This is a genomic window from Rhizobium mongolense USDA 1844 (genome assembly GCF_000419765.1).
GTDB classification, from domain to species: domain Bacteria; phylum Pseudomonadota; class Alphaproteobacteria; order Rhizobiales; family Rhizobiaceae; genus Rhizobium; species Rhizobium mongolense.
In genome coordinates this window covers 1-23,675 of the sequence record NZ_ATTQ01000033.1, presented here as the reverse complement: position 1 = coordinate 23,675, position 23,675 = coordinate 1, and the positions used below count along the sequence as shown (strand labels likewise).

Sequence of the window (23,675 nt, the reverse complement as noted above, 5' to 3'; positions counted from 1 at the left end):
CTGAAGGCGACCGAAAAGCACCGGCTTGGGAATTCTCATCCGCACCTCCAGGTGATCGGAGCAGAAACTGAGATCACGCATGCAAAAGCTTCCAACAGAAGGCGGTGAGGAGGCGGTCGACGAGGCCACCGGATCGCCACGCGGCGAGGATGCCGAACGATATCCCAACCGTAACCGAAACGATCACTGTCCAGGGTCGAGAGGGAGACGGTCGGCTCCAGCCGCTGCGACATCAGTTCGAGAACGGGTCGTCCGGCAAAGATCGAGGTGCCGAAATTGCCGCCGAGCACGTCTTGTACCCGATGGAAGAACTGGATCGGCAGGGGATCATTCAGGTTTTCGCGGATGCCGTCAATCATCTCCGCCGTCGCCGACCCGGCGATAATCACCGCTCGGTCGCCCGGCGCCAGCCTGAGAAGCAGGAAGACGTAAAATCCCGACCATCGCCATGACAGCGATGGTGGAAATCAGTCTGCGCAAGATAAAGATACCCATCAGGCCGACGTCTTCTGCACGTTCCACATCGGGACGATTTGCGGCATGCCGATCAGGCCGGTGAGTGATTTTCTATGGGCGGCCGGCGAAATAAATTGACCCAACCTCACATCGCCGACGAAGTCCCACCAGAGACTCTGCATTTTTCGGGCGAGTTCCCGGCGTTCCTCAAGAGTCTCAACATCCGGCCATTTGGCCCTCAGTGCCTCATATTCGTCGTTCTTAGGCCAACCATACCAAGCTTGGTCTCCATTTGCGGCGAGGTCGGAGGCACTGAGTGGATTACCGTGTACGTAATCCGGAAAGTCCGTGATGAATATACTCCAACCGCCATCCTCGATCGGGCCTTTATTCGCCCGACGTGTCGCAAGCTCCGCCCAAGTCATCACCGCGAGTTCTGCGTTTACCCCGATCTTATGCAGTTCAGCGACCAACAACTGCGAACCGTTACTGTAGGGCGGCCAGTCGGTGGGGGACATAATAACGATCTTTTCGCCGGCATATCCAGCCTCTTTGAGGAGCTGTTTGGCTTTTTCGGGATCGCCGCCTTTCCTGTACCAACCAGTATTCGCATCGTTGGTGTAGGGCGTTTCGTTCCCGAATATTGACGTGACGACGCGGGTGTGCTCCGCGTCAGGGTGCATGACGCTCAGGAACGCTTCCTGATCAACCAAGTGAAGCATCGCTCGGCGAACCTTCACATTGTCGAACGGCTTCTGCAGAAAGTTCATCCTCAGGATGAAATTCGCCCCCGCTTTGTCCAGAACTTGAAGAACGAGGTTGGGATCACTTCCGATCACGGGCAGTAAATCAACAGGTGCCCTATCCAGATAATCGACCTCCCCTGTCTGCAGCGCCGCCAAAGCAGTCTGATCATCTGAGATAATATCCCACACGACTCGATCGACCTTCACGACCTTCGCCCCTGCCAATCCATCAGGTGGCTCCTGCCGTGGTATATATTTCTCGTTTTTGTCGTAGACGTAGCTCGCCCCCGGCTTGGCAAGTGCTTCGTTGTATTTGAAGGGCCCGGATCCGATATGCGAAGTCACTTTTTCGCTTGCGGGGCGACTCGCATCCTGCTCACGCATAATGTACAGGATTGGTGGTGAAACTTCGGCGAGCAGAGACGGAAGCAGCGACAAAGGCTCCTTGAGCACGATTGTGAAAGTATTTTTGTCCTTGGCTGAAATGTCAGTAGTCCGGGCCATAATCAACTGTCCGGCGGGACTCACCTCTGCCCAGCGTCGAATGGATGCGACACAGTCGGAAGCAGTAACGGGGGTGTCATCGTGCCACTGAAGGCCATCCCGCAGTTGAAAGGTATAAGTCCTCTTGTCGTCAGATATAGCCCAGTTACCCACCATTTGTGGCTGCGGCATGAAATTAGAGTCGAGCGCAAACAACTGATCGTAAATCGCCGCACCGTAGTGGGCGGTAGGGGTAGACGTTGTCCAGATTGGGTCGAACACTTGAAGATCAGTTGACTGCCGCATGCGGATAGTGCGCACGTCTACCAATGACGTTTGTGCACGCATCTCCGACGGGATTGACAGAACCGCCCCTGCAGCGATTGTTGTCTTGATAAGATCTCGTCGAGAAATCGTCATGTTCCTACCTCCCTGGCTCTGCTGTTGTGTTGTGAACAGTCTTTTTGTCATTGACTTTGCTCCTCTCTGGTGTGCTCGATATGAAGACCTGAACCGCGCCGGGTTTGCGGGAGGCTGTTTGGTTTAAGTTATGCAGCCATGGCTGGTTCTTCCGGCATGGCGTAATAGTGCTCCTCGGCTTCGGCTGGCGGGATGTTGCCGATTGGCTCCAGAAGCCGCCGATGGTTGAACCAGTCGACCCATTCCAGAGTAGCGAAATCCCACTGCTTCGAAGCTCCGCCACGGGCCGCGCCGATGGATGACCTCGGCCTTGTAGAGCCCGTTGAGCGTTTCGGCGAGGGCGTTGTCGTAGCTGTCGCCGACGCTTCCGACGGAAGGTTCGATTCCCGCCTCGGCCGGTCGCTCCGAGTACTTGATCGACACGTATTGAACGCCTCTGTCCGAGGGATGCACGAGACCGCCGCCATGGATAGGACGCCGATCATGGAGCGCCTGTTCCAGGGCATCGAGGCATGCGCCGTTCGGCTCACCCGCCAGCCGTCAATGCGGCGCGCGAAGGCATCGATGACGAAGGCCACATAGACGAAACCCTGCCAGGTGGCGACATACGTGAAATCCGAAACCCAGAGCCTGTTCGGCGCGGGAGCCTTGAACTGGCAGTTCACCCGGTCGAGCGGGCCGGGGGCCGTCTTGTCCGGGACCGTCGTGCGGATCGGCTTGCCGCGGATGATGCCCTGAAGTCCCATCGACGTTACAAGCCGAGCGACGGTGCACCGGGCAAGGTCGAAGCCCTCCCGCTTCAACTGACGCCAGACCTTCCGCACGCCATAGACCCAAAAGTTCTCTTCACGGCGTATCTCGATCTTTGAGGCGATGTCGCTGCGGGCGCGGACCGACAGGCGGTCCACGTCCTCACGTTTTGCGATGTTCTCATAGTAGGTGGATGGGGCAATCGGCAGCGGTCTGCAGATCGGCTCGACCCCGAACACCGCACGATGCTCAGCGATGAACGAAATCATCGTTTCATGGGCGGTCGAGCTCCGCGATCGCGAAATAAGCAGACGCCTTGCGCAATACCTCATTGGCCTGACGAAGCTCCCGGTTCTCCCGCTCGAGAGCCTTCATCTTCTCGGCGACGTCGCTTGGGAAGTCCGGGCCGGGAACCGTCGTCCACTTCCGCCTTCTTCACCCATTCATTGAGCGTCTGCGCCGTGCAGTCGATCTTGGCGGCGATCGACAAAACCGCTGCCCACCGCGAGGAATATTCGCCTTCGTGATCCAAAACCATCCGAACCACACGGGCGCGGACTTCAGGTGAAAATTTGTTTGTCGTCTTGCTCATATCGGCTCTACTTTCTCAAAAGTTGAAGCCCCCGGCAAACCCGGCGCGGTTCAACCTTTTTTTGTTTTTTGGTCTCGAAACCTCCCGCCGTGCGCGTTGGTAAGACAGTCCAAAGCCTTTGCGGTGAGCTGATCTCCTGTGTCACTCTACCTTCCTCCAATGTCCCAACCTCTTTGAGTTAAGAAAATTTCTGCGCCCATGTATCGTTTAGGTTGTAAACGGCGCGGTTGTTCTTAAATAGAATCATGCGCGCGGCCTCGATCGCCTCCTCGGATGTAAGGGTTCCGGAGTCCACATAATCGGCCAACGCTTGGGCCAGATATCTTTTCCCCCAACGGCCGGAGATCCAGAACAATTCCGGCACGTGGTAGTTGTCGCTGCCGAATAGCACCTTTGAAAGTGGAACAACCTCGAGGATCTGCTTGTATCTCTCGTAAAGATTTTGATGAACCTGCGGCGTCATAACCGACAATTCGAAGTAGCAGTTTGAATAGAGATGGCTGAGCCAGGCGGCCTTGCCGACCTCGGGATAGCCGGCGTGCAGCGGAATGATCTTTGGCTGTCGCATCCTTCCGTCCTTGTCGAAGCGGACGACTTCCTCAAGATAGAATGGATCCTGATTCCGGAGAATGACGTCCGGTGCCTCGCCATCGCCCGTGTGAATCTGCAGCGGCATGTCGCGCTTGAGGCATTCCTCAAGGCTCAGCGTGAAGGTATAGCGGTTAAGATCTTTCGTAACTAAATGGGGTGCTTCCCTCTCCATCTCCGGCAGGTCGGCATAGGCTTTTCGAAACGCGTTCCATGACTCCGCTGCCGGTCCACGCTCATGGAGCGGCCTGATCAAGCCGATATATGGAAGGAGGTAGGACTTCATACCGACCGATGGCTTCCCGAAATTGCCAGTACCGTCGAGATTGTCGAGCAGATCTGCGATGAACCGTGCCTCAAATTCATCAAAGGAAATGTCGAGAGGAAGGTATTTCCGCTGGATAGTTTCGATTCGGGCAATCCGATGCGAACGGCACGGCGCGATGGCCGCCTCGAATTTCTCGATCTGCTCACGACCCGTATCTTCATTGAAACCGGTATCGAGCATGATGTTCTCGTAGTTCACATCCCGGAACAGGCTATTCATATAGCCGCCGTAATCGTTGCCATGTTCGTTACGCGCTTCGATCACAGCGTCCAAGCAGGGCTCGCAATCCAGGAACTGCGCCATCTCCTTGACCAGGAACTTTATGAAAATGCCCTGGGAGATATGAAAAGTCATATCGTCGACCTTGGCCTGGACATCGTATTGCTTATTTAGTGCGTGCCGAGTGGCCTCATCTCCGTCGACCCATTTCTGGTAGACGCCCTTTGGAAAGTAGTTGGGGAACGGGTAGCCGGCCAGCGATATGCGCTCGAGGAACCGCTGTGGGGTGGTGATGGCATCGCGATCCGTCACAAGATGGCAGTGGGTATCGTCCAGCGGCATCTCGCTGACCGCATCGAAAATCCTTGCAAACTCAGGATTCTGCCGGTTCAGGAACGTCGGCAGGTGTTGCAGCTTGCGGTGGACGGCGATCGAGGCGGTGTCTGCCGTCGTGGTCGCGACTGTGGTCATCTTATTTAGTCCTTCTGAATGGGTGGCGCTATTATTCGATTGCCGATTATGTGCCCAACTTGACCTCTCAAACTCAGCTCTCGAACGACGATCCAGCCCCCGCGGCTTCCGCACGTTCTAAGGCGAGCGAGGCGATTGCAGTATCCCGGATACCGGTACCGGTGAGATCGGTTTGTTTCTGGCTCAAGCGGCCCATTTTCGTCCCGTCAATAATCTCGCCAAGCTCCGGGAAGCTTGCGTCGAATGCAACGATGCCGGCCGCAATAGCATGATGTAGTTCACCAAGAGTGCGGGTCTGCCTGAGGCTGTCGGCGACATATAGATCCGCCCTAACAATCGCAGTCGGTTCGACCTCATTCTTGTGTTCTGCGTCCGATCCTATAGCTGTGACGTGCTGTCCGGGTTCCAACCAAGCAGCACTCAAGATCGGTTGATCAGCTGGCGTCGTGGTGACAATGATATCGGAGCCAGCCACGGCTTCAATTGCCTTCGCGAAAGCGGTTACGGGAATCCCCAATTCCCTGGATAGCTCCCGCGCAAGGGCTTCGGCTTGAGACGCGTTGCGCGCCCAGATACGAGCCTCACGTATAGGCCGGACCAGCGTGAGCGCCTGCAACTGCAATCTAGCTTGAATTCCAGCACCCAAGATTGCCGCAACGGAAGCGTCCTTGCGCGTAAGATACCTTGCTGCAACCGCACCCGCAGCAGCCGTGCGAACGTTGGTCAAATAGCCGTTGTCCAGCAACAGTGCTTGCAACAAACCGGTTTTACTGGAAAGCAGAACCATTAAGCCACTTGTGCTCGGAAGGCCGACCTTCGGATTGTCAAAGAAGCCGGGGCTAATCTTGACAGCGAAGCCGTCTAAACCGTGAACGTACGCCGTTTTGACGTCGACCTCACCTCGATGTTCGCTGATATCAAGTCGCAGGATGGGTGGCATCGCTACCGTGTTGGTGGCGAGCGAATGAAATGCGCGCTCGACGCATTGCACTGCTACCAAGTCGAGCGGGACAATTTCCCTAAGCTCGCGCTCTGCCAGTATCTTGATTGTCGGCATCAAGTCTCTCCTCCAAGCGCATTGCTCATTCCACATATGATCCGGCGATGCAGTTCCATATCGATATTGCAGCCTGAAAGCACAACCGCGATCGGCCCGCGCAATCCGGCGGCCTTGCGCGCGAGCAGCGCCGCGACCCCGACAGCGCCCGCACCTTCGATGATTTCGCGTTCGTTCTGGTAAGCATGTCGAATACCAGCCGCGATCTCATCCTCGCTCAGCAAGACAAAGTCATCTAGCAAATCTCGACACATGGCGAACGTCAGCTCATTGTCGAGGCCGATGCCTCCGCCTAGCGCGTCAGCAAGTGTCGGCAATTCCTCCACCAGAATAGGCTGGCCGGCGTCGAGACTAGCCTTCATCGCCGCACCGCGCTCCATGGTAACTCCTATGACTCTCGTTTGAGGCCGCATAGCTTTGACCGCTGCCGCTATTCCGGCAGCCAGCCCGCCAGATTGGCACGATCACGGTTTCGACATCGGGCATAGCTTCGACGATCTCGAGGCCGATTGTCCCCTGTCCAGCAATAATATCCGGATGATCGAATGGCGGCAGCAGTACGAGCTCGTTTTCACGCACGAGGCGTTCAACTTCCTCCTGCGCGTCGTCCTGTGAATTTCCAACGATACGAACATCCGCGCCGAGGCGCCGGATTTTGAAAACTTGGTTTTCCGGCACCAGCCGCGACATGCAGATCGTAGCCTTCGAACCCACAGCACGGGCTGCATAAGCCAGCGCACGACCATGATTACCAGTCGAGACGGCGATGACCCCACGTGCCTGCTCGGCTTCGGTGAGTTTGAAAATGGCACTGGTCGCCTCGCGTATCTTGAAACTGCCTGTCGTTTGACGGTGCTCAAGCTTCAGACCTACCGGCACGCCGCAAATATCTGCCAGCGCTGGTGATCGAACGAATGGTGTCGAAAGAATATGCCCCATGATGCGGTTACGTGCATCCTTAATAGCGCCGAGATCAACCATGTAAATCATTCCTTCAACTGAATAAGGGCCGATACTCGCGTAAACTCAGGGATCAGCTACAGAGATTTGATCACAGTTTCGCCCTCGAGATCGCACCGCTGCCGACGCTCGAATCCACTCTCGGGACCGAGCACCGGCTTGAGGAACTACTAAGAACGCCAGGGACCTATCTTACCTTCTTTAGCTTTGAAGACTTTAGACTAGCAGGGGCGCTCAAATCCTGCGTTTCTTAAGCTAGTGCTACGGCATTGCTGCGATTTCGCGGGCATGGCGCCGGAAATCAGCGAAATTTCGAGAGGCGGCACACCACAAGGGATGTTATCTCCTGCTTACAGAGTGTGATCCCTCATGGAAATGCCTGCAGTCCTTTGTTGATCGCCATTGCGTCTTTGGGTCCGAGAAAGGAGAGCCGACGCATTGGCCGTTAATGGTCATAATAACTGTTCACGATAGGAGTCTTGTTACCTGTAATGTGTGATGCCGTTGGCTTCCAGCTCACCCGGGGTTACTGCGCGCTTGCCCTCGATGAAACTTATCACCGCGGACGCGGGCCGTAGGCCCGAGCTGCTGGGCGGAGCCGCATCCGACAGCGAAGATTCTATCGGCATTGCTCTGGATCGTGCGAGCGCTCTTCATGTAGACCCCTGATCTAGAGACTGCGACGTTATGATCGTAACGGCTTCCTCACGTGCCCACGCAATCGGCGTGCCACCGACAAGGATGTGCGGTAAAGAGCGGCAAACCAAGCGTCTACGCTACGGCGACCGAATATTTGCGTCTGATCTATGTGTCCAGTTTCGAACAGAACCGTCCTCAAGTGGACACGGCCAAAGCAGAGGTCAAATAGCAATGGTTGTTGCTCGCTCCATTATTCCTTAGGGCGTTACGCAATCGAGAAAAATAGCTAGTTCCCGGCTCAGAACGAAAGTTTTGGTATGACATGCAAGAGGCGGCATTGAACCGATCCCATGCTACATGCGCCTATTGCGCCAAGGGCCCGACGCACCGCGGTGGCGTAGTCGGTGATCGCGTCGTGTGAGGTGGTGTAGCAAACGGCCTGGCCGCCGTGCTCTCCGGCGTTGGCCGGGATGATCAGCGCTCCACGGCGTGCAGGCTGATGGTTTCCAGAGTCATGTGTCAGGCGCGCTCGACGGCCCATTCATCGTTCCGTTCGAGCAGGAGCGCGCCGAGAACAATGGCGTCATCATTGGGGAAGGTGCCGATGAGCTCGGTACGCCGCTTGATCGTAAGACCGTGTGTCCTTCTTCGGGAGTGAGGTGGCTCGCCCTAGACTGTTCTTCCGAGGGTTGCTCGGACAGGCCGGGCCGATCCTCATAACAGGAGGACGAGCCGTGCCTAATTATAGAGAAGCTTTTGTCGGCATCGATGTTGCAAAACTAAAGAATGCGATTGCTGTCGCTGAATCCGGCCGAAACGACGAGATACGCTATGGGGCGAGTTGAGACGTCTGATGCCGCCATGCGCCGTGCGATCCAGCAGATTGCGGCAAAGTTTGAGCACGTGCATTTCTGTTATGAGGCGGGCCCCACTCGCTACGGGCTTTACCGGCTGATCCCGCTCACTGGGTCACGAATGCATCGTCGTCGCTCCATCGTTGATCCCGAGGAAGCCACGTGACCGGGTAAAGACGGACCGCCGCGATGCCCTTTCGCTCGCCCGGCTATTGCGGGCCGGCGAGCTGACGGCGGTCTGGGTTCCCGATGAAGGTCATGAGGCCATGCGCGACCTTGTCCGGGCTCGCGCGAGTGCTGTCTAAATGTTGCGCATCCATTGCCAGCAAGTTAACGCCTTCATGTTGAAGCACGGTCGTCCCTATCCCGGCAAGAAGAGCTGGACGATGCGTTATCTTCGATGGCTACAAGAGCAGCACTTCGACCATCCTGCCCATAAGATCGCGCTCCAGGAGATGGTGGAAGCGGTGCGGACTGCCAGAGAGCGGGTGGAGCGACTGGAGACGGTCATCGCAGAATTCGTGCCGAACTGATCACTCGCTGCGATCGTGCGCGATCTCCAGGCTTTGCGTGGTGTCGATCTCATCGCCGCGGTGATGTTTGTGACGGAAGTGGGGGGTGCCGGCCGGTTCGAGAGCCCCCGCCAGTTGATGGGTTACCTAGGTCTTGTTCCCGGCGAGCGATTGACCGGGGAGACAATAAAGCGGATCGGCATTACCAAAGCAGGCAATAGCCGAGTGCTGGTTGAGTGCGCCTGGACGTATCGGTATCCGCCTCGGATCGGCAAGTGAAGCTATATCGCCTACAGGAGGTATCATCGTCGGTTCGCGAGATCGCTTGGAAGGCGCAGACCCGGCTGACGGCCCGCTACCGCATGCTGAGCGCCCGAGGGAAGAAGTCGACAGTCTTGTGCACGGCGGTCGCACGGGAACTCGCCGGCTTGCGATCGCAAGGGAGGCGCGACGGACCACGTCATAACAGCCGCTGCACACCGACTGGCGCATTGGCGGAGGCGGGACAACGGCAGGGGAATGTCCGTTCACCGCTTTGTGGCCCGCATGGCCGACGCCCGCAGTAAGGCAGGAACAGCCCCGGACGCATAATCGGAAATGCGGTAGCCAACCCGCGTATCAGAGCTTGATCACCGACGTCCTATCAGTTCCGCCTGCATCTCAATGCGCGAGCTATCGATATGACCGTTCTGCGGAACGAGCGACTCGGCGCGTCTACAGCGTTGACAACCGACATCAGAGCGGCAAACCGAGGCCGTTCAGCCTGGATAGTTCCACGGCAGAGCGCGTCGATTTCTGAGCTCGGCCAGCGCTCGAGGGTCAGAGTGAGCCAGGCAAGCTGTTCTATATGGTTCATCTTCGCTGTCTGCAGCAGCGTCGCAATGGTCGCCCAGGTCCGTCCACCGCCGTCGAAGCCGGGGTTCATAATGCCGGCTTTCTGACATTCGAATCCAGGGTCACTTATCCCTTCCATCCACTGGTAGACCAGACCGTATTGGTAACCGGCAGCCATGAACACGAAGGTGTCACCTATCTGCTCATTCGGCAAGCCCATGGTGGTTCATTTCAAATCCCGCATGGATGTTTGATCCTGCGGCAGGTTCGATCAAGATTGTAGCCGAGCCGCGCCTTTCGGCAACGAAGCTCGTTGAACTGCGTGCTTTGATTGCTTCTCTCGTACCCTGTCGCTCGGTGCAAGAAGCCGAAGGGATAGGCCATGAGAAGGCAATTTCGCATGCAATTGGATCTGTTCGTCACAGCCCGGCCGTAGACCTGAGCGAACCCGGCGCCGGGAAGCCTTAACACTTCTGCTTCGATTTGCCGAAGAACCGCGGCAGGGTCTTCTGCCAGAGGGCGAAGAGGTCGGCGACAACCACCGCAGAGATTTGCTGACGCGCCGCGACACGGGCGTCAGGGTTTTGGCCGCGGATGGTCTCCTCGATCGTAAGCGGTCACCGTCGCGAACTGCTCAACCAATGGCTGGAACGCTTGCGTTCGTTCCTGAATATCGATCCGAAGCAGGTCGGAATTGTCGGCGGAGGGAAGCGAAGGATCGGCCCGTCTGATCCGGCCGGTCGGCAGTGTCGGAAGAAAGACAGATACGACCCTGGCCATCGCATGCTCCGATGATGAATTCGCCTCCCTCCCCTGCTTTGACGCGCATCAGTTCCGCCAGCAATCGCGCCCGCCCGACGCCCGGCACGGGGAGCGGCTCGGACGGCAGCACCGAGATCCGCCAGCGCGTGGCCGCGGCCGTCGGCATTCCGAAGTGGGCGGCTTCCGTCTGGCGCCGCCAGCGGCGGATGACCAGGCCCGAGGTCCCCGACTTTTCCGCCGCCAGCTGCAGCCGGCGCGACGCCGTCATCGGCAGGCGCACCAGTTCGGCAACGACAGCCCCGAGGCCTCCATAACGCAACGCTTCTTCGAAGCTTGCGAGCACCGTCTCTTCCTTGTCGCACTTGGATTAGATTCTCCAACTCGGTCGGGATGAAGCCCGACCTGGGCAAGTGCCGGAAAGAAGAGATCGAAGCGGGTGAGGCACCAGACTACCTTTCCGGTGGTGCGGGCGGCGATGCCACCGATGAAGGGCGCCGCAGCCGCGCCGTCGACGGCGCCGTTTCCGCCACCGGCGACTTCATGAAGCGCGCCATAGGCGAGCCCGCCGCCTGGCAGCTGCGCGTCGATCTCGCGGACCCCGAAAGGCAGGACGCTACGAGATAAAGGTGGATGCCTTGCCATCCCATCGCGACCTGAAAGCCGTCATGAAACTCGCGTGGCGTCATCATCGAGAGAAATTGAAACCTACGGCACATCATTGGGTTCATGTTCTGCAGCCAGATGCGAAATTGCAAGATGGAAATCTCATCCTCCGAAGCTGCCGCCTTTCAGGCAGTTTTAGTCACTGCCGTTTTCCCCTATTCACATGCGCCGGCCCGATCAAAATTCAACGGTGACTACATACTTTGGCAGAAGGCCGAGTAGGCCTCCCCAAGCTTGACCAAGACCCGCAATTAAAGGGCCAAGTGTCGGATTGACACGAATGATTCATTAAAATAAATATTAGAACAATTGATGCGCGAGAGCTAGTGGAGAATGGTGGCAGCGGATTGCCCCTGCTTCGACAATTGTGGAGAGCATAATGAGCTGTGAGGCCATCCTGTACGAATCGAGTGAACGCTTCTCGCCCGCGTGGCCCGAAAGCGTGGGCATGTCGCCGCAATCCCTTGGGCACGCCGTCGAGACTGCTCGGGTCTGGGTGGACGACGGCCGCATCGTTGGTGCGGTGATGCTGGTGATCCGCCGGAATCGGATCGTGTTGCACGAGGCGGTCGGCTGGAGCGACCGAGAGCGCCAGATCCCGATGAAAACCGACACAATCTTCATGATGCGCTCGATGACAAAGCCGCTCCTCGGCACGACCATCCTGATGTTGAATGAAGAGGGGCGGCTGACGCTCCAGGACAGCGTGTCCAAATATCTCCCGGCATTTGATAATGAGCGTTCGCGCGACATTACGATATACCAACTTCTCACCCACACCTCTGGAATCACCGGCTCGATCGTCGAGAATAACGGCTCCCGGTACGCCTCACTGCGGGAGGCAGTTGACGAAGTCGGTCGAAGAGGGCCTGAACATCCGCCGGGCACGCGATATGAATATAGTGATCCGGGCTCGAGCACTCTTGGAGCGGTTGTCGCCGAGATCTCCGGAATGCCAGTCGAAGACTTCATCAGGACCCGAATTTTGGAGCCGCTCGCGATGGGCGACTCGTTTTTAGACTTCAAGCTGCAGCCGGACGATCCACGTGCAGGACGTGTGGCAGCAAGCTACTGCAGGGAGAACGGCGGCGAGACCGGCCCCTGGACGAAGTCCTGGGATAACACGCAACCGGAGGAAGTCCCGTTTTTCCGCGCATCCGGCGGCCTTTTCGCCTCGGGAATCGATTATGCGAAGTTCTTGTCCTGTACGCTGGACGGTGGGCGCTTTGGCGAACGCCGCTTGCTGTCGGAGGAGACCGTCCGACTCGCAACGAGCCCAGGCTTGGTTTCGAAAGAATACGGTCTCCAGTGGCAAGTATTCGGCGATAATGTTTTTGGGCATGGCGGATTTCAAGGCACTTTATCCTGGGTTGACAAGGCAAATGATCTGATCGGCCTCTACTTGACCCAGTCGGAATCGACGGGGAATGCGACGCGCCCAGAGTTCAAGAAGCTGGTGGAGAGGGCAATCGTGAAATAGGCGAGCTAGTGCGCTCGAAAGGCTTGGCCCCTAGGGGGCGATCCCGCCGACAAAGTTAGCAACGAAACTACTCAAAAGAAACTACTCAAACAGGGAGGAAACACATGATAATTTCTCGACGCGATCTCATCAAGCTGAGTGTATACGCCGGAGCCGCCTTGTCGGCTCCGACTATCCTGCGGGCCCAGGCGGCATCACCAGACGCGCGCGTGATCCGCATGGTGCTGGGCAATCTCCCCTCGATTTTTGACCCGGTCTTTACGACAACCTCTGAAACTGGAATCCATGCCCTAGCGATTTATGATACACTCTTTGCGCTCGACTCCCAAGGGGTAGCGCGCCCGCAAATGATCGGGAACTGGGGTGTCTCCGAGGACAGGTTGACCTATACATTCGCGCTTCGGGACGGCTTGGGTTTTCACGACGGCACACCCGTCACCGCGGCGGACTGTGTCGCTTCGATCCGCCGTTGGGGCGCAGCGACCCCGAGTGGAAAACTGATCATGGAAATGACCAAGGATGTCTTAAAGAAGGATGACAAAGCCTTCACGATCGCGCTGACGGAACCATTTGGACTTCTGATTGACGCGCTGGCCACGCCAAGACAGCCTCTATTTATAATGCGGGAGAAGGACGCGAATCTTCCGCCAACGGAGCAGGTAACCGACAACATCGGATCGGGGCCCTTCAAGTTCAATCACGCTCTCGCCAAGCCCGGAGGGAGCTTCACTTACGACCGCAATGAACAATACGTGCCCCGCGGCGAGACGCCCGACGGCTTCGCTGGCGGCAAGGTCGTGAACGTCGAGCGGGTCATATGGGAGAACATCTCCGATGAACAGACGGCATTAGCCGCGCTGCAGGCGGGTGAAATTGATTTCCTGGTTACCTGCCCCCCCGACTTCTATGCAACAGTCGAGGGAGATCCCAACCTTGAGCTCCAGCTTGTGGTCACAGGGGGGCAATGCATGTTTGCGCGGACAAACTTCCTCCAGCCGCCGTTCGACAACGTCAAGGCGCGTCAAGCGCTCTTGCATCTGGTTGATCAGGAGGCGTTCCTGCGGGTCATGGCTCCCGATCCAAGGTACGCCCATCCCATTTCGTCTTTGTTCGGCAATGGTTCGCCTTACTCAAATGACGAAAACACGGAATGGTACAAGCAAGGCCGAGATCCGGAAAAGGCCAGACAACTCTTCGTGGAAGCTGGATATGCCGGTGAAAAGGTCGTCATTCTCGATTCAACTGACTGGCCGCAGGCGGACGTTTCCGCACAACTACTAGGGTCAGAGTTGAAGAAAATCGGCGTCAATGTAGAGTTGGCGCCGAGCGACTGGGCCGGCGTTGTCGCGCGCCGAGCGAACAAAGGTCCCGTTGAGGAAGGCGGCTGGAACATCCACATATCGAGTTGGCCCAACGGCGCCCTCTCCGATCCGCTCGGAACCGCTCTCCTCCAGGCGAATGGCGAAAACGCTTGGTATGGCTGGCCAAAAAACGATGAATATGAGGAGCTACGCGCGAAGTGGGCCGTAGTCGAAACGATGGATGAGCGCAAGGCTCTGGCCCGCCGGATGCAACATCTTTGGTTTGATTTTGTGGGAGCGGTTTTCCTGGGTCAAGCTGTCTCGCCCTCCGCGCGCCGGAAGACACTTACCGGCGTCATTAGCACGGATGGGTCGATTCCGATGTGGAACATGCAGAAGGCTAAGGCGTAATGGCTGGTTACATCCTTCGCAGATTGGTTTCGACCATCGCCGTCATGGTGATGGTCGGGATCTTCGTCTTCCTGCTTCTCAGGCTGGCGCCTGGCGATCCGGCTGCCATGATCGCCGGCAGGTCGGCCACGGAGGAGATGATCGCCGGCATCCGCGAGCAACTCGGCTTGAACGATCCTATGCCGGTTCAGTTTATACATTGGGTACGCGACATGCTCAGCGGAGATTTTGGCACTTCCATACTTGCCGGACGGCCGGTTCTTGAACTCTTGTCGCAACGGCTTGAACCGACTGTGTCGCTGGCAATCCTGACAATGATTCTTGCGGTAACGGTCGGCGTCTCCTTCGGGGTCCTCGCAGCATGGCGAACTGGAGGTTTCGTCGATCGGATTCTTACTGCATTTTCGGCACTAGGATGTTCCGTTCCGGTCTTCGTCATCGGCTTCTTCCTGATCTACTTTTTCGCCGTACGAACACACTGGCTGCCGGTCCAGGGATATGTGCCGATCGGCAACGGCATCGCACTCTGGTTTGTGCACCTGATCCTGCCCACCGTTGCCTTGGGCCTCGGCTTCATTGCCTTCATCGCCCGGGTCACGCGGGCCAGCATGCTGGAAGTTCTGTCGGAAGACTATATGCGAACGGCAGCTGCTAAAGGCGCATCGTCCTATGCAATGCTTTTCCACCATGCTTTGAAGAATGCCGGCGTACCGATCCTCACCGTCGTTGGCATAAGCTTCGCCTATCTGATCGGCGGCGTCGTTATCACGGAAACGGTGTTCAACATACCCGGTATTGGTCGTCTGGTCGTCGACGCAATCAACAACCGCGACTATCCCATCATTCAAAGCGTGCTCATCCTGACTTCGGGACTGTACGTCCTCATCAACCTCACGGTCGATCTAACCTATATGCTGATCGACCCGCGCATCCGGTACTGATATGACGCTCCCCGCCGCAACACTTGAAATCACGCCGACGGCCCCGCTCGGATTTTCCGGCCTTGCCCGTCTCGCAAGGCGGCATCCGCTGGTTCTTATCGGCGGTGGCCTGTTGGCGCTTCTGATCGTTCTGGCGCTCTCGGCCCCGCTTTACGCCGGCGATCCAGGGAACATGGATCCGTTCAAACGACTAAAGCCACCTTCGGGCGAAATGTGGTTCGGGAGTGACCATCTGGGCCGCGATGTGTTTGCCCGAACAATTTTCGGCGCGCGGATATCCCTGATGGTCGGGTTGGCTTCGGCTGCTTGCGCCGGTCTTGTCGGGCTCCTGATCGGCATTCTCGCCGGTTACAACCGCACCTTCGATAGTGTTATGATGCGGGTGATGGACGGTTTGATGTCGATCCCGACGATCCTGTTGGCCATTGCCCTTATCTCTTTGACCGGCCCCGGGATCGGTATTCTTATCGTGGCCATAGCGATCCCTGAAACGCCCGCGGTCGCGCGCTTGGTTCGTTCAGTAGTCCTTAGCGTGCGAGAACGTCCGTACGTGGAGGCCGCCCTCTGCGGCGGTGCGAGGCTCCACAAAGTGCTGTGGCGGCATATCCTCCCGAGCACTATTCCGGCGCTCATGGTGCAGAGCGCCATAGTCTGTGCCAGCGCGATTATTACGGAAGCGGCGCTGAGTTTCCTCGGCGCAGGTGTTCCACCCGAGATCCCCAGCTGGGGCAACATGATTGCCAGTTCGCGGCTGTATCTTGCCATGGCTCCACTGACGATCTTTGGCCCCGGGATATGTCTCGCCGTCACGGTGCTTGCGGTGAACCTTCTGGGGGATGGTCTGCGTGATATGTTCGATCCCCGCGCAAAGCGGAGGCGCTGACATGCAAATGCATAAAACGATAAGGCATGACGTACTTCTAGACGTTCGAAGCCTTGAAACGCATTTTTACGGGGAAGAGAGCGTCACTCGCGCGTTGGGCGGCATCAGTTTCCAGATAATGAAGGGCGAAACCGTCGGTGTCGTCGGGGAGTCCGGGTGCGGCAAGAGCGTTACCGCTCTTTCCATTCTTCGCCTACTGCCGAAGCTGACAGCCAGAACTGTAGGCGGCGAGGTACGGTTCCACGGACAAGACCTTTTGAAGTTGTCCGAGCAGGAGATGCGAAAGATCCGCGGCGGAAAGATCGCCATGATCTTCCAGGATCCGATGACGAGCCTAAACCCGGTTTACACGGTTGGCCACCAGATTGCCGAAGCGGTACAGATTCATACGGGCGTTTCCCGTTCAAGTGCGTTGACGAAGGCTGAGGAGATGCTCCGTTTCGTCCGCATCGCGGACCCCGAGCGCCGTGTCAGCAACTACCCCTATGAAATGTCGGGCGGCATGCGCCAACGCGTCATGATCGCGATGGCCCTTGCCTGCTCGCCGGAACTGTTGATCGCCGACGAGCCGACAACCGCACTCGACGTCACTATCCAGGCGCAGATCCTGCGGCTGATCGTCGATCTGAAGGAGCGCACCGGGACGGCCGTGATGTTCATTACCCATGATCTTGGCGTCGTGGCCGAGACATGCCAACGCGTTATCGTTATGTATGCCGGCCGGATCATCGAGCAAGCTTCCGTGATGGATCTGTTCGCGCGACCCATGCACCCGTACACTCAGGCCCTCATGCGCTCCGTACCTGATCGGCGGCGAGGCCGACAGAGCCGTCTGCCCGAAATTCCTGGAATTGTACCTAATCTCCGTGACCCGATTATCGGGTGCAGCTTTGCACCTCGCTGCCCGTTCGCAATCGACATTTGCCGCGAAAAGACGCCTGTGCTGCGTGACATCGAATCGGGTCACACCGCGGCATGCTGGCGCTCAGAGGAGATTGTATGCGCATGAGCGGTCCGTTGCTAAAAGTCGAAAATCTGACCAAGCATTATCCCATTGGTGCGGGATTCCTGAAGAAGACCACACCGGTGGTGCGGGCGGTGGAGGACGTGTCCTTCTCTGTCGAAGCGGGCGAGACATTATGCATCGTCGGCGAATCCGGCTGTGGAAAGTCCACCGTCGCCCGCCTGTTGATGCGGCTCATGGATCCGACGGGTGGACGCGTCATGATCGATGGCACCGATATAGCAGGCCTTAAGAAGCACGAGCTTCGCGCGTATCGCCGTCTAATGCAGATGGTGTTTCAAGATCCCTACTCGTCGCTGAACCCGCGACTTACCGCAGGACAGATCATCACCGAACCCGTCGAGAATTATGAGCGTCTCAACCGCAAGCAACGTGAAGCCCTTGCCGCGGACCTTCTCCATAAGGTGGGAATGTCGCCCGAGATGATGCACAGGCTGCCGTCGGAGTTGTCGGGTGGCCAACGCCAGCGACTCGGTATTGCGCGGGCACTGGCGCTTAAGCCGTCAATTATCATCGCCGACGAGGCCGTTTCTGCCCTGGATGTCTCCGTGCAGGCACAGATTCTGAATCTGCTTATGGATCTTCAGCAACAATTGCGCATCGCCTTCGTCTTCATTTCGCATGACCTCGCTGTTGTGGAGCATCTGGGCCATCGTGTCGCGGTCATGTATTTGGGGCGGATTGTGGAACTGGCCACATGCGAGGCCCTCTTCGCGAAGCCGGTCCACCCCTACACCGAAGCGCTGATCGCGGCGGCACCTGTACCGGATCCCACGGGCGTTCGACTCGAGGCGCCCGTCGCGGGCGAGGTGCCAAGCCCGATCAACCCGCCGAGCGGGTGCACGTTTCATCCCCGTTGCCCACTCGCGGTCGAGCGTTGTCGAATCGAAGTTCCACCCTTGGTACCGATGACAGACGGCCGCGTCGTGGCCTGCCATGTACGCGCCCCTGCATCAGGCATGCAGGGGCAATCGGCTGCTGCACGAGATTGTCCAACAGCTCGTCTGGCACGGGCTAATGAGTCTATTCGAGCATCGGAGAAACCGAACATTACTTAATCAGACGCGTAATCGTGAAAAGTGAGAGAAGCCTGGTCCCCCTGCGATCCTGCGGGGTGGTTACTTCGATACGATCGGTTCGATCGAAACAAACGTTGCAGACCGTTTCACGATGGCGGCAGTCGGCGACCTTCTTCACGCGCGGCCTGAAACAAGAGAAACCAGCATCCTGGACGTTCCGTTCCGATCCTGTCGCAACTCCTCAAGGCCGAGACGGCCGAACGGGAGGTCCGGTCAGTTGCTTACCAGCTCAAAGTCGCCCGCTTTCCGGCCTACCGGGACTTGAACGGCTTCGATTTTGCCACCAGCGAGATCAATGAGGCGCTCGTGCGCCAGCTCCATCGCTGCGACTTCATCGACGAGGCCAACAACATCGTGCTGGTCGGTGGTCCCGGCACGGGCAAAACCCGCATCGCCACCACCATCGGCTCGCAGGCCATCGAGCATCACCACAAGCGTGGTCCGCTTCTTCTCCACCGTCGAGTTGGTCAACGCAGGTGCAAGGGCGTTCCGGGCAGATCGCCAATCTCGTTCATTCCGATCTCGTGATCCTCGACGAGCTCGGTTACCTGCCGTTAAGCGCCTCCGGTGGCGCACTGCTCTTTCATTTGCTTCCGACGCGGCGGTAGCCGTAGCACTCGAACTCGTCGCAAATCGCGAACATCGCTTCGACGATCGCGGTGTCGCCGGCCGGCCGTTCCGGGCGGTCATAATAGGTGGAGCGCGCGATTCCCATCAGCCGGCATCCTTCCGCGACGGAGATGCCGCGGGGCCGGTGATGACGGATGTAGTCCCGTTTTTCGGCCGCGGTGCGCTTTTCAGAGCCCCCTTTAGAAACTCCAATTCCAGAGCCTGCTTGCAAACCAGCCGCTCAAGGGCGGCGATCCGGGCCTCGTATTCCTGGATGAGATCGGCCGCCTGCGCATCGTCGTCGAATGCGCCTTCCTCGTACTTCTGAACCCAGATGCGGATAAGGTTGCGCGACACGTCGTGGCGTTTTGCCAGACCATGCAGCGTTTCGCCGGCCAGGAATTCCTGCGCGACCTGACGTTTGAATTCGACGCTGTGACTGCGGTGTTTTGCCATGGGTCTTCTTTCCGAAAACCCGGTAGGCCGGTCAATTCGTCATCCCGGTCTGTCCACCCCAAGGGGCGCACTCCACACAGGGGTCAAATTTGCATGCCGGTTCACATTCGGGCGCGTGAAGCTGCCATGAAGGATTTGCGCGAGAAGCGGCAGCATCTTGAGGCGTTTCTCCTGCGCCACAATCGCATTTATCCCGGCTTGAGACCATGCGCACTGGCTCGCCAACCTCATCTTTTTGCATCAAACCCAATACCTTGTCCTGCACGAGTACCGGCAGGCTATTGAAGAGGCTGAAACACGGCTTAAGCGCCTGGATCAACATATTGCCCAAGCCATACCATCTTGGTCTATGGCGCCCGTCATCGCTGCTTACCAGGCGCTGCGTGGTGTCGCCTTCATCACTGCCGTCACGTTTGTTGCGGACATAGGCGATATCCGTCGTTTTGAAACGCCGCGACAACTAATGGGCTATCTGAGGTTAGTCCCGAACGAGCGGTCTACGGGCGACACAGTCCGTAGAGGCAGTATTACCAAGACTGGTAACGCGAGAGCGCGTCGGGTTTTAATCGAAGGAGCCTGGACTTATCGCTATCCGCCCCGCGTAAGCCGGCCGCTACAGGTTCGCCAGGAGGGCCTGTCAAAGGCGGTGCGCGACATTGCCTGGAAAGCACAGCTTCGTCTTTGCGTACGTTACCGGCGGCTGGTCGCTGGCGGAAAGCGTCAGACATTGGTCACGACCGCGATCCCCCGTGAAATGGCCGCCTTCCTGTGGGCAATAGGCCGAGAAGTTCAACGGCCGGCCAGCAATAGCGCAACGCGTGGCGTCGCGAAAAAAGGTGACGTCAAATTGAATACTGCAATCTGACAACAGTCCTGCAGCTGCGTAGTGCCGGAGGCAGAGCTCCGGTCGGGAACCCTCGTATGAATTGTGTGGCCGATAACTTCTAAATCGACGCCCGCTGGCAGATCGAGGCAGCCCAGGACGAACACACCGAGATGCGGTATTCAACCCGCGCATCAGAGTCTACTCAACCGTTAAAGCTCTGTCTCCAGCCCTGCAGCCGCTTCAAATTACCCGCACCCAATGACAACAGGGGAGCGCCGAGGTTGCCGAATTTACTTTACAATGCAACTGGCTCTCCAACCGCATCTTCAAAGACTACGACGACATCGTCACCCACTGCTGCGCCGCATGGAACAAGCTCGTCGATCAGCCATGGAAGATCATGTCTATCGGCCTCCGCGACTGGGCACATCAGTCATGATCAGCGCCCGTTGGTATCACTCACCCAGCTTCACTGCCGAAACCGCACTCTTTGGAACTTGCGCGAGAGATCATGTCTGCCTCGTCCCGCCTCCGATTGCGCTCTCATGCTGATGCAGCGGATCGACGAACTGCACGTCGAATGTCCGTTCGCCGAAGCCGCATGTTACAAGGGCTTTTGACGGCAGAAGGGCTTTCAACCGGCGTCTTCACAATCACTGATGAAAAAGATGGCATCTAGGCGATCTACCGCTGTCGGTATCTCGAACCGTCGCACCGCCTCATCGGCCTTGGAGCCATGTGTAAACCCTGTGATCGTCAAATGTCGGAGCCCTCTTTGGGTCCCGAGAATCGGCGATCAGGCGTGATCCGAAAGGTGGGTCAAAACAGCGCTCTTATGTCCGTTGTCAATGGTTTGGGCAATAGGAAGCTACCGCTCTCGCGAACGGGGGCTCTCATGATGATCGCGCATGGGTGGAGGCGGAACTGAAGGACGTCGGTGATCAAGCTCTGATGCGCGGATTGGCTACCACATTCCCGATTGTGCGTCCGGGGCTGTTCCTATCTTACTGCGGGCGTCGGTCAGTACCGGCCACAAAGCGTCTGACGGATATTCCCCTGCCGTTGGCCCGCCTCCGCCCATGCGCGAGGTGCAAGTTGGTGGCGGTGATCTACGATCTGATCGCCTGCGCCTCCCTTGCACCCACATGAAGCCGGCCAGTTCACGGGCAATTGCAGTGCAAACCACCGTCGTTCGTTTTCCCCGTGCGGCCAGCAAGCGATATCGAGCCGTCAATCGGCTCTGAGCTTTCCAAGCGATCTCTCTGACTGCCGGCGGGGCTCCTTGCAGGTGATACAGCTTCCTCACGCCCAGCTTCGGTGGATGCCGGTACGTCCAGGCACTCTCAACAAGCATGTGTCGAACTCGTCCATTGCCAGCCTTCGTTATTGCGCCTCGTCTTGCGGTCTCTCCCGTGGATCGCTCGCCAGGAACGAGACCGAGATAGCCCATCAATTGTCGTGGGCTTTCAAATCGGGTCACGTCACCGACTTCCGTGGCAAAGGTGACAGCGACAATCAGATCGACCCCGCGCAGCGTTTGCAGGGCTCGAACAACCGGGCCGAGAGACCAGTTCGGGACGAACTCCTCCATCACTTTCTCCAGTCGCTCGACACGCTCCTTCGAGATGCGCACTGCCTCGACCATTTCTTGCAGTGCTATCTGATGTGCCGGATGATCGAACCACTGCTCCTGTAGCCAGTGCAGATACCGCATCGTCCAGCCTTTCTTGCGCGGATAGACGCGCCCGTGCTTGAGCATGAAGGCACTTACCTGTTGCCGATGAACCCGCAACGTCTCGACAGCGGCAGAGCGGGCGCGAACGAGATCTCGCATAGCTTCGTGACCCTCGTCGGGAACCCAGACCGCCGTGAGCTCGCCGGCCCTCAATAGCCGGGCGAGCGCAAGCGCGTCTCGACGGTTCGTCTTGACGCGGTCACCAGGCTTTCTCGGGATTAGCGACGGAGCGACAACCATGCAGTCATGGCCCAGCGACTTGATGAGCCGGTGGAGGCCGTAACCCGTGGGGCCGGCCTCGTAGCAGAAATGCACGCGATCAAACTTCGCGGCTATCCGCTGGATAATGCGGCGCATGCTTGCATCCGATGCCTCAACCTCGCCGAAATAGCGGACCTCTCCGTCCCGGCCGGATTCCGCAATCGCAATCGCATACTTCAGCTTGGCGACATCGATTCCGACAAAAGCTTCTCTATAATCTGCCACGGCTCGTCCTCCTGTCGTGAGGATCGGCTCGGCCCTTCCGAGCAACCCTCGGAAGACCAGTGTAGGGCGAGCCACCTCTGCCACGAAGACGGACATACATGGTGTAATCGCGGGCATGAGGTCCCTCTGGATCCGATCATGATCTTGGAAGGTGGCTGCTCCCCGATATGATGAGATACGGGCTCTCGACTGGACGCCGGGCCCAGCATCAATGGAGAACAGCCATGACAGAGTATATCGGTCTCGACGTGTCGATGAAAGAGACGGCAATTTCGATCCGTCGCGCGGGCAAGCGGATCTGGCGCGGGAAGTGCGCCTCTGACCCCGCCGTCATAGCCGAACTTATCCGCATGCGAGCGTCAAATGCAGAACGCGTGGTGTTCGAAACAGGCCCTCTCTCAGTATGGTTCTATCATGCACTGCGCGCCGAGGGACTGCCGGCCATTTGCGTCGATGCTCGTCATGCAAAAGCGGCGCTCGACATGGTCGCCAACAAAACCGATGCCAATGACGCCGATGGGCTCGCGCACCTGGCGGAGGTCGGTTTCTTCCGCGAAGTCCGAGTAAAGGGCTTCGACAGCATGCTTTCTCGGACATTGGTCGCGGCTCGCACGAAACTCATGCGAACGACCCTAGACATGGCGAACCAGATTCGGGGATTGATGAAAACGTTCGGCCTTATCGTTCCGTGCAGTATGGGTGGCAAGTTTGAGGTGCATATTCGCTTCCTGCTGGCCGACAACCCCGGCCTTTCGAGAATAATCCTGCCCTTACTCGAAGCGTGGCGTAGCCTGCGCCTCCAGGCGACTAGGTGTTTGATCCCAGGCTTTGATGGGGCATCCTTGCACTACTTTGGCACGTTAACGATTTGTTATCCAAGATGGCTTGATGCTGCGCGTTCCGATGAGGAGGAGCGCGTCATGGTGGGGTGGCATGAGGAGTTGATGGACTGGCTTCAGCCGTTTCTGGCGCCGCTGGGGCACAAGCGGCGGCGGCGGATGTGCCCGGCCTATGTAGCGGGGCTGATCGGCCCTGGCGATCGCAAGAGCGTTCAGCCGATGGCGGCCCGAGATAGCGGCGTCAGCTATGACCAGCTCCATCATTTCATCG

General features: G+C 57.9%; 14 protein-coding genes, 9 pseudogenes and 1 other annotated feature. Of the genes and pseudogenes, 12 read left to right on the top strand and 11 right to left on the bottom strand.

The window, feature by feature from the left end; genetic code table 11:
- Positions 1-97 precede the first annotated feature (97 nt).
- The 6 genes and pseudogenes from A3C3_RS41985 to eutB all read right to left on the bottom strand — a co-directional run.
- Positions 98-495, bottom strand: a pseudogene (locus A3C3_RS41985) (ABC transporter permease family protein); the annotation flags it as partial.
- On the bottom strand, positions 495-2,105 hold the full coding sequence (locus A3C3_RS0133390) for an ABC transporter substrate-binding protein (RefSeq protein ID WP_028740220.1): 1,611 nt from the start codon (positions 2,103-2,105) through the stop codon (positions 495-497). The pseudogene A3C3_RS41985 and the gene A3C3_RS0133390, both read right to left, overlap by 1 nt.
- Positions 2,106-2,233: 128 nt before the next feature.
- Positions 2,234-3,447 (bottom strand): annotated as a pseudogene (locus A3C3_RS41980) (IS3 family transposase).
- Positions 3,050-3,165 (bottom strand) — a sequence feature (AL1L pseudoknot). (Overlaps the previous pseudogene by 116 nt.)
- Before the next feature lie 178 nt (positions 3,448-3,625).
- The gene (locus tag A3C3_RS0133375; protein WP_022718877.1) at positions 3,626-5,053 is read right to left on the bottom strand and encodes an amidohydrolase family protein; all 1,428 of its coding nucleotides are present in this window, start codon (positions 5,051-5,053) and stop codon (positions 3,626-3,628) included.
- A 73-nt stretch (positions 5,054-5,126) separates the two neighbouring features.
- Complete coding sequence (eutC, locus tag A3C3_RS0133370; RefSeq protein ID WP_022718876.1) at positions 5,127-6,110, bottom strand: ectoine utilization protein EutC; 984 nt, start codon at positions 6,108-6,110, stop codon at positions 5,127-5,129.
- Positions 6,110-7,091: pseudogene (gene eutB, locus A3C3_RS41970) on the bottom strand (hydroxyectoine utilization dehydratase EutB). The gene eutC and the pseudogene eutB overlap by 1 nt, the downstream one beginning before the upstream one ends.
- A gap of 1,352 nt (positions 7,092-8,443) precedes the next feature.
- Here eutB and A3C3_RS41965 point away from each other — a divergent pair.
- Positions 8,444-9,503: pseudogene (locus tag A3C3_RS41965) on the top strand (IS110 family RNA-guided transposase); the annotation flags it as partial.
- A gap of 330 nt (positions 9,504-9,833) precedes the next feature.
- Here the strand turns inward: A3C3_RS41965 and A3C3_RS45680 are convergent.
- A pseudogene (locus tag A3C3_RS45680) lies at positions 9,834-9,991 on the bottom strand (transposase domain-containing protein); the annotation flags it as partial.
- Between A3C3_RS45680 and A3C3_RS47515 the strand changes: the two are divergent.
- On the top strand, positions 9,923-10,192 hold the full coding sequence (locus A3C3_RS47515) for a DUF5372 family protein (RefSeq protein ID WP_245278819.1): 270 nt from the start codon (positions 9,923-9,925) through the stop codon (positions 10,190-10,192). The pseudogene A3C3_RS45680 and the gene A3C3_RS47515 sit on opposite strands and share 69 nt — an antisense overlap.
- A 351-nt stretch (positions 10,193-10,543) precedes the next feature.
- On the opposite strand, the pseudogene A3C3_RS45675 reads toward A3C3_RS47515, so the two are convergent.
- Positions 10,544-11,313 (bottom strand): annotated as a pseudogene (locus A3C3_RS45675) (ImuA family protein).
- Between the two features lie 400 nt (positions 11,314-11,713).
- Between A3C3_RS45675 and A3C3_RS0133330 the strand changes: the two are divergent.
- The 7 genes and pseudogenes from A3C3_RS0133330 to A3C3_RS41950 all read left to right on the top strand — a co-directional run.
- Positions 11,714-12,814, top strand: coding sequence for a serine hydrolase domain-containing protein (locus tag A3C3_RS0133330; protein ID WP_022718873.1), 1,101 nt, complete (start codon positions 11,714-11,716; stop codon positions 12,812-12,814).
- Positions 12,815-12,918: 104 nt separating this feature from the next.
- Positions 12,919-14,526 carry an ABC transporter substrate-binding protein gene (locus A3C3_RS0133325; protein ID WP_022718872.1) on the top strand — a complete coding sequence of 536 codons (1,608 nt, stop codon included), beginning with the start codon at positions 12,919-12,921 and terminating at the stop codon, positions 14,524-14,526.
- Complete coding sequence (locus A3C3_RS0133320) at positions 14,526-15,467, top strand: ABC transporter permease (RefSeq protein WP_022718871.1); 942 nt, start codon at positions 14,526-14,528, stop codon at positions 15,465-15,467. Before A3C3_RS0133325 ends, A3C3_RS0133320 begins: the two co-directional genes overlap by 1 nt.
- A 1-nt stretch (position 15,468) precedes the next feature.
- The gene (locus A3C3_RS0133315; protein WP_022718870.1) at positions 15,469-16,350 is read left to right on the top strand and encodes an ABC transporter permease; all 882 of its coding nucleotides are present in this window, start codon (positions 15,469-15,471) and stop codon (positions 16,348-16,350) included.
- 1 nt (position 16,351) lies between these two features.
- Positions 16,352-17,359 carry an ABC transporter ATP-binding protein gene (locus A3C3_RS0133310; protein WP_022718869.1) on the top strand — a complete coding sequence of 336 codons (1,008 nt, stop codon included), beginning with the start codon at positions 16,352-16,354 and terminating at the stop codon, positions 17,357-17,359.
- Positions 17,356-18,432 (top strand): ABC transporter ATP-binding protein, encoded by a 1,077-nt coding sequence (locus tag A3C3_RS0133305; RefSeq protein WP_051154555.1) that lies wholly within the window; start codon positions 17,356-17,358, stop codon positions 18,430-18,432. Before A3C3_RS0133310 ends, A3C3_RS0133305 begins: the two co-directional genes overlap by 4 nt.
- 177 nt (positions 18,433-18,609) lie before the next feature.
- Positions 18,610-19,046, top strand: a pseudogene (locus A3C3_RS41950) (ATP-binding protein); the annotation flags it as partial.
- Here the strand turns inward: A3C3_RS41950 and A3C3_RS48035 are convergent.
- Together A3C3_RS48035 and A3C3_RS0133295 are read right to left on the bottom strand one after the other, a co-directional pair.
- Entirely contained in the window at positions 19,037-19,168 is a 132-nt protein-coding gene (locus A3C3_RS48035; protein ID WP_267903775.1) for a hypothetical protein, read from the bottom strand. The pseudogene A3C3_RS41950 and the gene A3C3_RS48035 overlap by 10 nt on opposite strands.
- A complete protein-coding gene (locus tag A3C3_RS0133295; protein WP_022718867.1) occupies positions 19,168-19,518 on the bottom strand; it encodes a transposase in 351 nt (116 codons plus the stop codon). Before A3C3_RS0133295 ends, A3C3_RS48035 begins: the two co-directional genes overlap by 1 nt.
- A 235-nt stretch (positions 19,519-19,753) precedes the next feature.
- Here A3C3_RS0133295 and A3C3_RS41945 point away from each other — a divergent pair, with 235 nt between their 5' ends.
- Both A3C3_RS41945 and A3C3_RS48735 read left to right on the top strand, forming a co-directional pair.
- Positions 19,754-20,383: an IS110 family transposase gene (locus tag A3C3_RS41945; protein ID WP_051154552.1), complete on the top strand. Its 630-nt coding sequence runs from the start codon at positions 19,754-19,756 to the stop codon at positions 20,381-20,383.
- 268 nt (positions 20,384-20,651) lie between these two features.
- A pseudogene (locus A3C3_RS48735) lies at positions 20,652-20,783 on the top strand (IS630 family transposase); the annotation flags it as partial.
- Positions 20,784-21,464: 681 nt separating this feature from the next.
- On the opposite strand, the pseudogene A3C3_RS39980 reads toward A3C3_RS48735, so the two are convergent.
- Positions 21,465-22,565, bottom strand: a pseudogene (locus tag A3C3_RS39980) (IS110 family RNA-guided transposase); the annotation flags it as partial.
- A gap of 224 nt (positions 22,566-22,789) precedes the next feature.
- Here A3C3_RS39980 and A3C3_RS39975 point away from each other — a divergent pair.
- Positions 22,790-23,675, top strand: an 886-nt coding sequence (locus A3C3_RS39975) for an IS110 family transposase (protein WP_245278818.1), incomplete at its 3' end; no start/stop codon positions are given.

What these genes read in the sequence shown, in the direction of transcription:
- A3C3_RS0133390 (WP_028740220.1), bottom strand. Translation starts at nt 2,105, where the DNA reads ATGACGATTTCTCGACGAGATCTTATCAAGACAACAATCGCTGCAGGG.
- A3C3_RS0133375 (WP_022718877.1), bottom strand. Translation starts at nt 5,053, where the DNA reads ATGACCACAGTCGCGACCACGACGGCAGACACCGCCTCGATCGCCGTC.
- eutC (WP_022718876.1), bottom strand. Translation starts at nt 6,110, where the DNA reads ATGCCGACAATCAAGATACTGGCAGAGCGCGAGCTTAGGGAAATTGTC.
- A3C3_RS47515 (WP_245278819.1), top strand. Translation starts at nt 9,923, where the DNA reads ATGGTTCATCTTCGCTGTCTGCAGCAGCGTCGCAATGGTCGCCCAGGT.
- A3C3_RS0133330 (WP_022718873.1), top strand. Translation starts at nt 11,714, where the DNA reads ATGAGCTGTGAGGCCATCCTGTACGAATCGAGTGAACGCTTCTCGCCC.
- A3C3_RS0133325 (WP_022718872.1), top strand. Translation starts at nt 12,919, where the DNA reads ATGATAATTTCTCGACGCGATCTCATCAAGCTGAGTGTATACGCCGGA.
- A3C3_RS0133320 (WP_022718871.1), top strand. Translation starts at nt 14,526, where the DNA reads ATGGCTGGTTACATCCTTCGCAGATTGGTTTCGACCATCGCCGTCATG.
- A3C3_RS0133315 (WP_022718870.1), top strand. Translation starts at nt 15,469, where the DNA reads ATGACGCTCCCCGCCGCAACACTTGAAATCACGCCGACGGCCCCGCTC.
- A3C3_RS0133310 (WP_022718869.1), top strand. Translation starts at nt 16,352, where the DNA reads ATGCAAATGCATAAAACGATAAGGCATGACGTACTTCTAGACGTTCGA.
- A3C3_RS0133305 (WP_051154555.1), top strand. Translation starts at nt 17,356, where the DNA reads ATGAGCGGTCCGTTGCTAAAAGTCGAAAATCTGACCAAGCATTATCCC.
- A3C3_RS48035 (WP_267903775.1), bottom strand. Translation starts at nt 19,168, where the DNA reads ATGGGAATCGCGCGCTCCACCTATTATGACCGCCCGGAACGGCCGGCC.
- A3C3_RS0133295 (WP_022718867.1), bottom strand. Translation starts at nt 19,518, where the DNA reads ATGGCAAAACACCGCAGTCACAGCGTCGAATTCAAACGTCAGGTCGCG.